Source organism: Hymenobacter guriensis, from assembly GCF_015773195.1.
GTDB lineage: Bacteria > Bacteroidota > Bacteroidia > Cytophagales > Hymenobacteraceae > Hymenobacter > Hymenobacter guriensis.
In genome coordinates this window covers 180,837-194,586 of sequence record NZ_JADWYK010000009.1, presented here as the reverse complement: position 1 = coordinate 194,586, position 13,750 = coordinate 180,837, and the positions used below count along the sequence as shown (strand labels likewise).

Below are 13,750 nucleotides of genomic sequence, written 5' to 3'. Positions count from 1 at the left end.
CGCGATGCGCGCCCATTGCGCGTCCGTCAGCATAAAGTCCATCCTCCAAAATAATACCTACTGTTAACACTTCCTAATTACTCCCATGCGTCTGTACCGAATGCCTGAGCTGTTGCGCCGCCTGCTACCAGAGTGCTGGTGGCAGATGCCCGCCAACGGCCGCACCCTGTACCTGACATTCGACGACGGCCCTATTCCCGAGGAAACGCCGTTTGTGCTCGAGCAGCTGGCCCGGTTCAACGCCCAAGCCACGTTCTTTTGCGTGGGCGACAATGTAGAGCGCCACCCAGGCATTGCCCGCGCCGTGCTGGCCGCCGGCCACCGCCTGGCCAACCATACCCACCACCACCTCAGCGGCTGGACCACGCCCCGCACCGATTACCTGGCCGACGTAGCCCGCTGCCAGCAGGCGCTGGAAGCCGTGCTGCCCGCGCCCGAAGCACGCCCGCTGCTGCGGCCTCCCTACGGACGCATCACTGTTCCGCTGGCCCGCCTCCTGAACGAGCAGTATCAGCTGATTATGTGGGACGTGCTTACCTGCGACTACGACCACACGCTGGCGCCCGAAGACTGCCTGCGCACAGCCATCAGCCTTACCCGGCCCGGCTCCATTGTGGTGTTTCACGACAGCCTGAAGGCCAGCCGCAACCTGCGCTACGTGCTGCCGCGCTACCTCGCACACTTTGCCGGGCAGGGCTATTCATTCGATGCCCTGTAAGTTTTTGCCTGATGCTGCTGACGGGGCTATTATTGTTTCTGACGGTGTGGTTTGCCATTCTGGGCACGGCCATCGTCCGGTTTGCGGGCCGGCGCGAACCCGCTGTGCCGCCTTTGCCGGAGCCCTTGCCCCGCGTGAGTATTCTGCTGGCGGCCCGCAACGAAGAAGCCGCCCTTGAGCGGTGCCTGCTGGCCATTCGGGCGCTGGAGTACCCGTCGCAACTGGTGGAAGTGCTGCTGGGCGACGATGCCTCCACCGACCAGACGGCCGCCCTGGCTCAGGCCATGATGCAGGACTACCCGGGCAGCTTCCGGCTGATTCCGATTACCGATACGATGGGAGAGGCGCGGGGCAAAGCCAACGTGTTGGCCCACCTGGCCCGCGCCGCCACTACCGACGTGTTCTGCATCACCGACGCCGATATTGCCGTGCCGCCCCGCTGGCTGCAGGGCCTGTTGAGCCGCCGACAAGGCACGGTGGGCATCGTCACGGGCATTACCGTAGTAGACGGTCCGCGCCTGTTCGACCAGTTCCAGGGGCTCGACTGGCTTGTGTCGTTGTCGTTGGTGCAAGTGGTATCGGACTGGGGCCGGCCCGTGACGGCTATGGGCAATAATATGCTGGTAACACGCGCGGCCTACGAGGCCACCGGCGGCTATGAGGTGCTGCCGTTTTCCGTCACGGAGGACTATGCGCTGTTCCGGGCCGTGCTGGACCGGGGCTTTACTTCCCGCAATATTTTTGCGCCTGAGGTGCTGGCTGAGTCCTTGCCCACGGCCACCTTCGGGCAGCTGCTGCACCAGCGGCGGCGCTGGCTGCGGGGCGTGGAAGCCCTGCCCTGGCGGCTGCAGGTGGCCCTGACGGTCTACGCGGGGATTTATCCGGCACTGCTGCTGCTGGGCTTTGCCGTGGACCCCGTAGCTGCGCTGGCCGTGCTGGCTGCCAAAATGGTGGCTCAGGGGGTACTGGCCACGCTGGCCTTTTACCGGGTGGGCCTGCGTCCGCCGCTGCGCCTGCTGCCCTTGTTTGAGTTCTATACTGTGGGGCTCACTCTGGGTCTGGTAGCCTTCCGCCTGCTGCCGCTGGGCTTCACCTGGAAAGGCCGCCGGTATTCTTAATAGTGGTTTGTTTCTGGTTCCCGGTTTTAGGGTTGATGCTAAATAGCCGGCTGTAATCCGGCGCCCGCGCCGCGTAGTACCTTTGCCCGCAACCAGCAACCAGCAACTATCAACCAGAAACTAACAATATGCACCTCACCGATTCGCACGCCCACGTCTATTCCGAGCAGTTCAAAGAAGACCGCGACGCCATGCTGGAGCGGGCCTGGGAAGCCGGCGTGCGCTCCATCGTGATGCCCAACATCGACCATACCAGCATTGAGAAGATGCTGGAAACCGAGCTGCAGCACCCGCAGCAGTGCCAGGCCATGATGGGCCTGCACCCGTGCTCGGTGGGTAAAAATTTCGAAAAAGAGCTGTACGAGGTGGAAACGTGGCTGGGTCAGCGACCCTTTGCGGCGGTAGGGGAGTGCGGCATCGATTTGCATTGGGACAAAACTACGCTGGGCTGGCAGCAGGAAGCCCTGCGCGTGCAGATTGCTCTGGCCAAAAAGCACCAGCTCCCCCTGGTACTGCACACCCGTGAGGCGTTCGAGGAAACCTTCGAACTCATAGAAGCGGCGCAGGACGGGACGCTGCAAGGTGTGTTTCACTGCTTCTCGGGTTCCCGCGCCGAAGCCGAGCGGGTTATCAGCCTGGGCTTCAAGCTGGGCATTGGAGGCGTGGTCACCTTCAAAAACGGCGGCCTCGATAAGGTGCTGCCCGGTCTGGGGCTGGAGCATCTGCTGCTGGAAACCGACTGCCCCTACCTGGCGCCCGTGCCCTACCGGGGCAAGCGCAACGAGCCGGCGTATCTGCCGCTGGTAGCCCACCGCGTGGCGGAGCTGCTGGACAAAGAGCTGGAAGAAGTAGCCGAAGCCACCACCCGCACGGCCCGGGAGCTGTTCCGGCTATAACAAAAGCTGCTGGCGCCCGTGGAAAAATCATCGGTAAACGCTTAGCTTGCCCTTTCGTCGGCCTCACCCACCGGCGTTTGCCTGCCGTTGCTTTCCACCCACCGCTCCGGGCCCGGAGCTACCTTTGCCTGCTTTTGAACCAGTTACTGGATATTAACATTGCCGCGCCGGCCGCACCAGAGGCCTCGCTGCTGCTGATTTACACGGGCGGCACCATTGGCATGTCCTACAACCGCCGGGGCGAGATGGCGCCGATGGAGTTTAGCAGCATGCTGGAGTTGATGCCGGAGCTGCTGCAGTTCAACGTGCGCCTCACCGTGCGCAGCCTCGCCCACCCCATCGACTCGTCGAACGTGATGCCTGCCGACTGGTTTACCTTGGTAGACATCATTCGGGAAAACTACGCGGAGTATGATGGCTTCGTGGTACTACATGGCACCGATACCATGGCGTACTCGGCCTCAGCGCTGAGCTTTCTGCTCGAAAACCTCACCAAGCCCGTCATCTTCACCGGGGCCCAGCTGCCGGTAGGTAAGGTGCGCACCGATGCCCGCAAAAACCTGCTCACGGCCCTGGAGCTGGCCGCCGCCCGCGACGCGCAAACCGGCCGGGCCCGGGTGCCCGAAGTCAGTATTTTCTTTCACAACGTGCTGCTGCGCGGCAACCGGGCCAAAAAGGTGGAAAGCGGCCACTTCAACGCCTTCAAAAGTGAAAACTACCCGCCCCTGGTGCGTGCCGGCATCGATTTGGAGTACAACCAAGCCTTTATTCGTACGGCCGTGCCGCCCGGTCTTCCGCTTTTTCACCGGGAGCTGGACGACCGGGTAACTATCCTGAAGCTCTACCCAGGCATTGCCGAGCGCATGGTGCGCGGCATCCTGGAGGTAGATGACCTGCGGGGCTGTGTGCTCGAAACGTACGGGGCCGGCAATGCCCCCACGGCGCCGTGGTTTACCCGCGCCCTGCGCGACTCCACCGACCGGGGCCTGCACATCCTCAACGTGAGTCAGTGCGACGAGGGCCACGTGCAGCAGGGCCGCTACGAAACCAGCGCCCACCTGCGCGACCTGGGCGTTATCGGAGGCGAGGACATTACTACCGAAGCGGCCATTACCAAGCTCATGTACGTGCTGGCCCAGCCGCTCAGTGAAGCCGAAACGGCCGCCGGTCTGGCCCGCGACCTGCGCGGCGAAATCACGCCGGGGTAGGGGCCTGGCTGGTGAGAATTACCCGACGGCTTGCGTTTCCGGAAAATAGGGTGTTATTTTGCGCCACTTCCCCGCATCCTAGAGAGGTGTCCGAGTGGTTGAAGGAGCACGCCTGGAAAGTGTGTATGGGTCTAAAGCTCATCGTGGGTTCGAATCCCATCCTCTCTGCATAAAAGCCCGTTTCTGATTCAGAAACGGGCTTTTCTTTTTTCAAGGGTACGCGTAGGGGTACACGGGTGAGTATATCTCCTCGTTTAAGACATTCATAAATCATACATGCGTAACACGTTTCCATTAGTTTCTCATATGCTTAGTTTCTAGATTTGCGATTCGCGATTCGCGATTCGCGAATCGCGAATCGCAAATCTAGAAACTAAGCATATGAGAAAGCACAATGGCATGCGTCCTCAGGATGTTCTTGTCCTGCTAAAAATTCTAAAATTCAATGATGAGCCATGGCTGGGCAATCGGGTTGCTCATGAGTTAAGCATTAGCCCATCTGAAGTATCAGAAGTAATGAATCGGTGTGAATTTGCACGACTAATTGACGAAAGGCGACTAAGTGTGAATAGGCGCACTCTTTTTGAGTTCTTGATGCATGGGTTACCCTACGTTTTTCCTGTCCGACCAGGGGCATATGCAAGAGGTATACCGACTGCGCACAGTGGACCACCACTTAATGAATACCTAGTGCATGGCTCAAATCAGGCTGAACAGTACGTATGGCCTGATGCAGAAGGATCACATTGGGGGCTGACAGTTGAACCGCTTTACCCAACGGTGGTAAATGCGATTCGGCATGATAAAGAGTTGTATGCATTACTAAGTTTGACGGATGCCTTACGGATAGGGAGACCACGTGAGAAAAGTATTGCAGTAGACTTATTAGCAGAACTTATGAAGGTAAAACGATAATGAATGGACCAAATAATGTAGCACTGCTTCAAGGTGTAGCTAGGGCTCTAGGAACACTGAGAAACGAAGTTGTTTTCGTCGGGGGTACAACAGTTAACTTATATAGTACAACTGACAATAGTCCTGAACCGAGAGTGACTCCTGATGTAGATTGTATAATCGAAGTCATTCCACATAGTGCTTTTCCTGAATTAGAGGAGAGGTTAAGAGCCTTGGGATTTCGGAATGACGTCGAATCTGGTATAATATGCCGTTGGAAATATGAGTCCTACATAGTTGATATAATGCCCACAGACCCAAGTGTCCTAGGGTTTTCTAATCCATGGTATGTCAAAGGATTTGCTCAAGCTATGGATTATACATTACCTGATGCTACAACTATTCGTATCCTACTTCCTATCTACTACATAGCCACGAAACTGGAAGCATTACAAAGTAGAGGGATGGATGACATAAGGCTTAGCAAGGATTTAGAAGATATTGTTCATATCGTGGACAATAGATCTGAATTATTAGAGGAAATAAGCGAGGGTGCTAGTGAGGTAAAAGATTTTATACATAAGCAATTAGACATCGTGTTATCTCACCCTGATATTTTAGAGGCCTTTGATTGGATGTTACCACTGGGAAGTGGAAGTGAGCGCAAATATGTAATACAACGGCGTCTCAGTGAGATACATGCTGTAACAAAATAGGATTCAAACGATTTACGGCCTTAGGCTGCCTTATAATTTAGGTATAATACTGACTTCTAAAGAGCCACTAGCCAATACATTGTTGTCTTACGCAATTATCTTTGTTTAACCCGGTGGGTAAGTAGTTGCCAGCTCCTACCAACGGGTAAGGGCCGCCGTGTCAATCGTCACGGCGGCCCTTTTCTTTTTCCGATAGAGTGTCCAGTAAACCGGATAGCCTGCTTCCCGGCGGGCGGGTAGCGCTTCTGCTCACAGGCGAGAGAAAGCCCGCCGGAAATGGTGGGTACTGTCCCGCCTTTCGCGCTCTATTCCCGGAGCAGCCAGCGGGCAGCCTGTTTGTTGGCTTCGCGCTGCTCCGAGGTACCGCCGATATGCAGGGTAACTGTTACCGGACGTTCCTCATCATCGGCAGCCAAGGCGGTGCGCTGCAGCTTGGGGGTTACAAACTCAGCCAGCTTTACATAGGCGTCTATAAAATCCTTGCCGCGCAAGCTGAGCAAGTGCCCCCGGAGCGTACCTGCATCGAGGCCAGCCAAGGCGGCCCCAATTAGCTCCCGGGCATGGGAGGTGGCTTTATTCTGGCTACCCTTCGGGCGACCGGCGGGGTTGCCGCTGGTACCTTTTTCGTACTGCATAGGTGTTTGGCGTGTGTGGGTGTACCCGTTGCGGGTACGCCTGTTTTATGCCTGTTGTTTACAGTAAGATACGACTGGCAACGGCAGGGTCATAGTTAACCAATAGGGTGGGACTTTTGGGGTTGAGTTTTGCATGCATACGCCGGCGCGGATACTCTGCGGTATGCCCGAAGTAGCTATAAAGATTTTACCCGCCCCTCCCTGAAGGGCGAAACATTAACAAGTCAAATCTTAACGGTTTTACTCACCCCCCCTTTACCTGAATTATGCACCTAGGGAAAAATGGCGGCTAGCTCCGGTACATCAGCTGTCTTGATCAAGGATTTACCCCACTCCTCACTCTTAACTCTATAATTCTTGCGGATTCGGATACTGGGCTAGTAACACTGTTAACTCAGTGAATAGCAGTGTTCCATAAAATCAAATTTCCATTCTGCTCATATCTACTGCAGCGCAAAGGGTATACTGATTAGGTATACCCTTTGCGCTGCAGTAGATGTGTAAGAGGTAAACAGTTTAGCCCTGTCCTTCGACAAGCGCAATTTCCTCTAGTGTGAGGTTATATAACTGGTACACCATCTGGTCAAGGGCTATATCTTGGGCGGCTAGTTGTGCGCGGCGCTGTTGCTGCTTAGCCTGAAAATCATCAAGAAACTCCAGCCAATTCCCTTTCTCGGAGAGCGTGAGCTTACGACCTAGTGATTTTTCGAGTGCTTTGCTCCACCTAGCCCAAGGTTGGTAAAGAGACAACTTACCATTCAATGTATCACTCAGACTTAGTTCAGCTCTTATAAGACGCATTGCTCTAGTTTCAGCCTCATTCAATTCCCTGTAGCCAGATAACAATGTTTCTGCCGCTTCAACAAAAGGCTGTTGCTCAGTAGGTGAAATATTAGGGACAGGAAGTCGCTCTATAAAAACCACCTTCACTTCCGCTAATGGCTTGCCAACCATGTGGAAATTTTCGTGCCTAAAGTACCAGTTAATAACTTTTGAATTTAACACACTGAGCAGGTACTTATAATTAAGTAAATCACCTTGTTTTATCTGCACACATTGCACTGAGTTAATAGCGGAAAATTTACTATCATCATATGAAGCAAGTATTTTATCATCTGTTCTCCTAATGAATATCTTTTCAGACAAGAAGTCTATACTGCCGCGTGGCTCCGCAAGAAAATCTCCGTAGTTAATGTATTCACCACTCCATTTGGTCAGATACCTATTTATCTCAGTTCCTCTAACTATTGGCAACCAAGAATCACTATGTTTGCTAACCAGTAAATGGCTTCTCATCAACAATTTGCCTAGTCTGCGCGGGAACCCCTTTACCAACTTGATAAGGCTTGATTCCCGTAGTTACCTTGGCAATATTTTTTAGAGACGCAATTGACTTTAATTTGTTATACAAATTTCTTTCTTCACTAGATTCCCTGTAATTAAATATTAATTTATCTCTATTTAGTAAGTCACTTGAATTAAAACCAATAACTACAGCGCTATTAAACTTATTTTCAAAGGAACCCTTTTCCCTTGAAGTCAATATAGACTTAAATTCATAGGGCGTATCTACTGATCTTTTCCTAATGATAGGAATAATTACTTCGACAACAGCTTCAGAGAAAACCCCAAATACCTCAAGCATAGATTGGTAAGAAGCATTATTATATATATGCCTTCTAATCATCTCATTGCCCTCTGTTACCAAGAAAGTATTCGGAGTTATGAATCCTATATAACCTCCATCAATTGCAATTTTAATTGCAAGTTCCCAGAACATTAAATATGTATCAGCCCCAGAAAAAGAATACTCTTTACCTAAATATTCTTTTTCTGGGGCTGATACTTTTGCTCCATAGGGTGGATTCCCAATTATCACATCAAAACCGCCCTGCTCAAATACTTCCGGAAATGAGGCTTGCCAGTCAAAAGCCCGAGAGCCAGCCACAGTAAGATCATTGATTAGTGAATTGCCGCAACGGATACTATGATCAAGGGAGGTAAGCGGCTTCCCTGGGTTAGCAGTCTGCAGCCACAAGCTGAGGCGGGTAATATCTACTGATTCCGGGTTCAAATCTACTCCATAGAGATTGTGTTGCAGGATATGCCGATCAAGATCAAATACTTTGAATTGGCCCGCCCGTAAGGCTGCCAGCTCTTGGTTTACCTGTTGGCCTTCACGCAATAGGTATCCAAAGGCCTCATTTAAAAATGCCCCCGACCCGCACGCCGGATCAAGTACACGGATATTTTCTAACCGCTGGGCGTATTTCTCCCAGGCGGCAATATGCTTTTGCACCCTTGTAGTAGGTTGTACCAAGCGGTTGCCAACGCCAATACGGATACTAGCCCGATCCTCATCATTCAACTCTGGTAGCTGTTCTATACCCGCTTCCCGCCGGCGTTCCTGTAACCATCCTCCAATCGCCTGCTGAACTATGTAGCGGGTGATATACTCCGGCGTATAGAAAATACCGTCCTGTTTCCGTTTGCCCTGCTTTTTGTCGTAAGCTTCTCCGGAAAGGCGCGCGCGTTCCTGCTCTAAATCTGAAAGGCTTTGTTCGAAGATGTGCCCAAGAATATTGACGTTCAGATCAGAGGCAAAATCATACTGTTCCAGTTGAATAACCGGCGTAAGCGTGCGGTCTTTGATGTGAAGAGTATCAAGGGCCTCATCAGGTGCAAACAGCCCACCATTGAAGCGGTTGATATTGGCGGCCGGGTTGCCCTTATCAATGCTATGGAACAGCCCACGGACGGTGCGGTATACTTTATCATCCGCCGGATCGAACACGTTTGCCCGAACGGCATCCAACAACCGCCGGAACGTAAGGCGGGGAATGATATTCTTATCCTCGCAGAAGCACACAAAGATTACCCGGTCTAAGAGTTTTTGCGTGTGCGCCAACATTTCCAACGGCGGAACGTCGGGGTTCTGCTCAATAAGATGATCTAGTAGCTGACGCCGGGCGTTACTGTAGTCTTTATAGAATGCCTTGGTAATCTTTAGTTCTTCCTGCTGCCGTTGTTGCAGGGCCTCATCTAACGCGGCGTCCGCTTTACCAGGAGTGGGCAACAAGTGTTGGGATAGAAGCAGCGCAAAGAAACGCCGCAACTGCTCCGGTTGATCTGGCAACGATTCAAGCTGGAATACTTCGGCGCGTGTTTGATCCTGAGCAGAGTAAAGCCGGAGCTCCACAAAGTTGCTGACTATTACCCAACGGCAAGAACTGCCAAACTTGCTAGGATAGCTGAACGCCTGTTCTACCGGCGTTTCAGCACGGCCCTTTCCGCCGCCGCGTTGCTTAGCGTCTAGTCCGGTACGGGCGTCTTTCAATTCTACCACGGCCCGCACAGGCCCACCCAAGCCCCCGCTCGGTACTGTTACAAATTCCCCAAGAGCACCATCCGGCTTAGTGCCATCCGTTAAGGTTTTAAGCTCAAGTTGTAATTGGCGGTGGGTTGTGGATTGGTACTCATACCCCAACACTTCACCGAACAACAGATTTAGAAATTCCGCCTGCAGAGCCTCCTCTTTGTTGGCTCGTACATAGCCATCCTTAATTGCCTGCTGCCACCGCCGTAAGTGGCGTACTCGTTCCGCGAAATCGGGAAGAGAAGTTGCCGCATCGAAATGCGTAAAGGGGGCTGGAAGGCTAGTAGCTGGAAACAGCGGCAGTAATTCAGGCATAGTCTAGAGCAAGCTAAAAGGCTCGGAAGGTAGCACCGATTCAGGATAGTGCGACTTCCTCTTCAACCTGCTTATCTATGTTTAGTAAATGTTTTTAGGGATTCATATCTCAAGACAAACATCTTCCATCAGGAACAGGCCGTCGGTGGCCCGCTCCGCGCCGCGGGAGTTCTTCCAGCGCGCTTCGAAGTCGGGCTAAGTTAAAGCGGATAATAATAGGGTAGAACTCAGCTCGGAAGCTAAGATTATGGAGCGTTATTTCCCGTTTGTTTAACGGTAAGAAAGTAATACCCAAGCATTGACTGTTACCATGGAGGCTGCTGGCTTAGGGGTATGGGAGGTATGCTTCACTGGTTTGCGTTAGACCATGGAGCACAAATAGCAGCAAGGGGAAGGAAGATATAACTAGGAATACCACCCTGCATAAGATACATTCACAGGTAGAAAAAACTATAATATTTCGAAGATGTTTGAATGGCCTGCTGCTTTGCTACTATTAGGGTTAATAGTGGTATGCGTGTTCTACTATCAAACAGTTAAAGCGTTATTAGCTAGTAAGCTTAAGGTTGAGCACTTGAGTACCTATAGCCAGTCCCTTAACAATACTATTAGCACTAATCAAGAGCAAAATCAAGCACTCAAAATGACTATAGAAGCACTTCAGCTAAAGTTAGAAGAAACGTACTCCAATATGCCAGCTTTAATACGTGAGCAGGTATATGAACAAGTAGAGCAATACAAAAAAAGCGAAGTTGAGTACCTGCGAGCCACATTAGCAGCCTCAGCAAAACAGGCCGCAATGGCTGATCTGGAGAACTGGAAGGCGCAGAATGAAATGTTCTTTAGGCAAGATGCTATTAATCGTAGCCAAGCGGTAATAATGGGTAAGGTGACTGAGCATCTAATACCATTTCAAAATGGCTTTCCTTTTAATCCAAAAGAAGCCCGTTTTATTGGTAGTCCTATTGATATGATTGTCTTTGATGGTATTGATAATGAAGATGTTGTTGATGTGTATATGCTGGAAATAAAAACAGGCGACTCAAGTTTGAGCAAAAGACAAAGACTCATTAGGGACGCTGTTATGAATGGCAGGGTACATTGGCGAGAACTACGTTTGTAATAAATCATCAAAACGGCGGATATGCTTCCATTTGAACGGTAAGCATATTGCTTAAGCATTGGTGCAGCAACTTGTAGCCCTGCAGGTCGTCTTGCGCCATGGTGGCATACAGTTCGGCTAGATGCTGGCCTGCATTTATTACTGCATTGAAATAGGCCGTTAGCCGTTCGTTGGCTACATCCTCATTAATTTCCTGCTCTATCTGATCAATTACCGGGATAGGCACCATCTGGCCGTTTTCATCTTGCCGGTACATAGGTATTTCAACGCCGCCCACGGCCGCAAACATTTTGCGCGGGGCAAAGTCGGTTTGGTGTTCTACCGCCACCGTGAAGCGGTGAAAGTCAATCGGGCCACTGGTGCCGATGTATTCCCCGTGGCTTTCGGGGCCGGGAAAGAAGCGGGTAAGTTCTCGATATAAGCTGTATTCAGCCAAGCGGGCCGGGTCTGTCGTTTCAGTAACCTCCCAGCCTTCGCCCGCGTCGGGGTTGCCGTTGCCAGTATGATACCAGTCATCATCTTCCCCTCCGCCAAATTCTAACAGCAGGCGCTTCCGGTTAGCTACAGCGTAGGCGATTAGGCTACCCTCGTACTCCGTAAAGAAGTCGCTCAGCACATCAGCCGCGGCTTGTATATGGTTGTGCAGATTGTTCAGTGCATTACTTAGTACCGTTAGCTCATAGTAACGTTGGGCCTGCTCAACAATGGAAAGCGTAGGTTTTGCGCCTAGGGCTTCGGTAACAAACGCGACACGGCAAGCCCGCATGGATTCACGGGGCGTGCTGAAAATTTCCAGCGTCGAAAGGCCAGACAGGTAAGCATTAAACAAGTGAGCCAACGGAGTATTGGCCTTGATTTTTTCCAGGATGGTGAACCGCATGTAGGGGAAGAAAACAGGTGTATCAATATGGAGAAAAGTGTAGCGTAGCGTTTTTGCTACGCGCTACACGTCGCAGCGCAGCCAGCGGGCCACGGTGGTAAAATGCACGCCCAATTGTCGGGCTATTTCCCGCACGCCAAGACCTTGCGTTTGCAGTTCCCGGGCTAAGGCTTCTTGCCCGGCTTTAGCCGCGTACTTAGTGGCCGTTCCGAAGCCGGAGCCGGTAGGGCGGGGCATCCGTTCGTACAAAGCCAGCGCGTGCTGGCGGTACACGTCAGCCAGTCGCAGGGCGGCCGCAAAGTCGGTATCCTCGCAGGTCAGTTCCTTGCCGGCCGGGGCTTCGCCGTTCTCAAAGTAGCGCAGCAGTGTCAGGAGCATACATAGGCGGAAGCAGGCGCGGGCGTGCCGTTTGGAGGCACTACCGGAGCCTTCCCCAAAGTCGGCTACTCCCTCGCGTAGCCAAGCTTTCCAGGCGCTACTAAAGCGTACTTGCTGAGCCGGGGCAAGGCGTACCAGCACCTGGCCCGCGCCGGCGGCGGCTATCATTTCGGATACCCGCACCGACAGGGCATCAAACCAGGTATCGAGGGAGCCGCCGGAAGGCTCGGCAAATGGGTCGTCCCACTGGTGCGGAGCCTCAAAGGCGTAAAACCAGAAGCGGGAAAACAACCCATCTTCCGCGTTTGGAATAAGCCGGGCCACCTGCTCTGGCGTGCCTCCTAGGGCCACTGATAGGGCCGGCCGGCTTAGCTCGTATGTGCCAGCAGTTTTGCGGTCATACTGGTGCGGCTCGTGTTCGGAGCATTTTCGCAGTAGGGCAGAGTAGTCGCCAAAGTCCTGTTTTAGCGCGCCGCTTAGGGTGTCGGCTTCCGTTTCGCAGATGATACCACGCTCGTGGTTTTCGGCCAGCGTCTTTACCACGTTGGCCGCCCCATTGTCGGCCGGGATGAATAGCCGCCGGCGGGGTGGTTCTACGGGCCGGGGTGGCAGCGGTCCGCCGGTTTTGGCGGCGCGCTTCTGCTGCTCGTATTCCTGTAGCTGCAGCTCGTATCCGTCCCGTTCCCGCTGGCTGGCTTCCCGCAAGGCAAGATGGTGCGGCCATGCCAAGCGACGGGCCCAATCCAGTGCCCCCTTGCCGGAGGCCGCCGGGGCCACTATAAAGGCGTACACGTTGGCCCCGATAACCTTGCCCCGATACATGCCTTCCAACGTAGGGAAGCATCCCGATAGCACGGCCAACGCGCCGGTCAACAGCACGTCTCTTTCCCGGGCGGTAGGCAAGGGCTGGCAGCACCGCTGCAGAAACTCCGGTAGCAGCTGATACACCTCCGGCGGAATAGTAGGTGTATCGAGGGGCCCGGCTGGCGAGGTCGGAGCAAGAGCGGCGGGGGTAGGTAGGGTGCTGGCATACTCAACTCTGACAGTAGGCGGCTCCCAAGGCTTACTGTTGTGGTGGGCGGCTTCGCGCTGGTATATGCCGCTTATGGTGCGGCGGATTTCGTCGGCCGTGAAGTCGGGGCCAGCGTACCTGGCGGCGTGGCTTTCCAAGTCGGAATGGGGCACCCCTTTCTCATTACAGAAGAATGCCAGCGCCGTAAGCCAGCCGTTGCGCCCGCCCCGCGCCGGGAAGCCGCCGTGCCGTTCTTCATACTGCAGCAGGCACCAATCCAGCACCCCACCCGGCATTATGCGACCAGTACGCGCGTACGCGCGCGCGCGCGCGCGGAAGCATCAGGTTTTATCAGGTCGGGAGTTTCGGCCCCAGTACGCGCGGGCGCGCACGCGTGCGTATTGCTCCCGAAACTCCTGGTAGTGCCTTCAGTGGTAGGCTGCAGGGGCGGTAAATGGTAGGGTTCCGTAGGGTTCGGGAT

12 protein-coding genes and 1 tRNA gene are annotated in these 13,750 nt (G+C 53.4%); 8 read left to right on the top strand and 5 right to left on the bottom strand.

Features of this window, described 5'->3' with window-relative positions; translation table 11 throughout:
- Window positions 1-85: 85 nt before the first annotated feature.
- The 7 genes from I5L79_RS15510 to I5L79_RS15480 all read left to right on the top strand — a co-directional run bounded on the left by I5L79_RS15510 (window position 86) and on the right by I5L79_RS15480 (window position 5,550).
- On the top strand, window positions 86-718 hold the full coding sequence (locus I5L79_RS15510) for a polysaccharide deacetylase family protein (protein WP_231403133.1): 633 nt from the start codon (window positions 86-88) through the stop codon (window positions 716-718).
- An 11-nt stretch (window positions 719-729) separates the two neighbouring features.
- Entirely contained in the window at window positions 730-1,836 is a 1,107-nt protein-coding gene (locus I5L79_RS15505) for a glycosyltransferase (RefSeq protein WP_196955972.1), read from the top strand.
- 128 nt (window positions 1,837-1,964) lie between these two features.
- Window positions 1,965-2,732, top strand: coding sequence for a TatD family hydrolase (locus I5L79_RS15500; RefSeq protein WP_196955971.1), 768 nt, complete (start codon window positions 1,965-1,967; stop codon window positions 2,730-2,732).
- Window positions 2,733-2,866: 134 nt separating this feature from the next.
- Entirely contained in the window at window positions 2,867-3,940 is a 1,074-nt protein-coding gene (locus I5L79_RS15495; RefSeq protein WP_231403132.1) for an asparaginase, read from the top strand.
- An 80-nt stretch (window positions 3,941-4,020) separates the two neighbouring features.
- Window positions 4,021-4,108 (top strand) — tRNA-Ser (locus I5L79_RS15490).
- Between the two features lie 213 nt (window positions 4,109-4,321).
- Window positions 4,322-4,855 (top strand): hypothetical protein, encoded by a 534-nt coding sequence (locus I5L79_RS15485; protein WP_231403131.1) that lies wholly within the window; start codon window positions 4,322-4,324, stop codon window positions 4,853-4,855.
- A gap of 350 nt (window positions 4,856-5,205) precedes the next feature.
- Entirely contained in the window at window positions 5,206-5,550 is a 345-nt protein-coding gene (locus I5L79_RS15480; RefSeq protein WP_196955970.1) for a hypothetical protein, read from the top strand.
- Between the two features lie 305 nt (window positions 5,551-5,855).
- Here the strand turns inward: I5L79_RS15480 and I5L79_RS15475 are convergent, their stop codons facing one another.
- The 3 genes from I5L79_RS15475 to I5L79_RS15465 all read right to left on the bottom strand — a co-directional run bounded on the left by I5L79_RS15475 (window position 5,856) and on the right by I5L79_RS15465 (window position 9,876).
- Complete coding sequence (locus I5L79_RS15475; RefSeq protein ID WP_196955969.1) at window positions 5,856-6,185, bottom strand: DUF5681 domain-containing protein; 330 nt, start codon at window positions 6,183-6,185, stop codon at window positions 5,856-5,858.
- 516 nt (window positions 6,186-6,701) lie between these two features.
- Window positions 6,702-7,481, bottom strand: coding sequence for a TaqI-like C-terminal specificity domain-containing protein (locus I5L79_RS15470; RefSeq protein WP_196955968.1), 780 nt, complete (start codon window positions 7,479-7,481; stop codon window positions 6,702-6,704).
- On the bottom strand, window positions 7,459-9,876 hold the full coding sequence (locus I5L79_RS15465) for an Eco57I restriction-modification methylase domain-containing protein (RefSeq protein WP_196955967.1): 2,418 nt from the start codon (window positions 9,874-9,876) through the stop codon (window positions 7,459-7,461). The genes I5L79_RS15470 and I5L79_RS15465 overlap by 23 nt, the downstream gene beginning before the upstream one ends.
- A 466-nt stretch (window positions 9,877-10,342) precedes the next feature.
- Here I5L79_RS15465 and I5L79_RS15460 point away from each other — a divergent pair, with 466 nt between their 5' ends.
- On the top strand, window positions 10,343-10,999 hold the full coding sequence (locus tag I5L79_RS15460; protein WP_196955966.1) for a Holliday junction resolvase-like protein: 657 nt from the start codon (window positions 10,343-10,345) through the stop codon (window positions 10,997-10,999).
- Window positions 11,000-11,006: 7 nt separating this feature from the next.
- Here the strand turns inward: I5L79_RS15460 and I5L79_RS15455 are convergent, their stop codons facing one another.
- On the bottom strand, window positions 11,007-11,879 hold the full coding sequence (locus I5L79_RS15455; RefSeq protein WP_196955965.1) for a hypothetical protein: 873 nt from the start codon (window positions 11,877-11,879) through the stop codon (window positions 11,007-11,009).
- A 63-nt stretch (window positions 11,880-11,942) separates the two neighbouring features.
- Complete coding sequence (locus I5L79_RS15450) at window positions 11,943-13,553, bottom strand: DUF3987 domain-containing protein (RefSeq protein ID WP_196955964.1); 1,611 nt, start codon at window positions 13,551-13,553, stop codon at window positions 11,943-11,945.
- Between the last annotated feature and the right edge of the window lie 197 nt (window positions 13,554-13,750).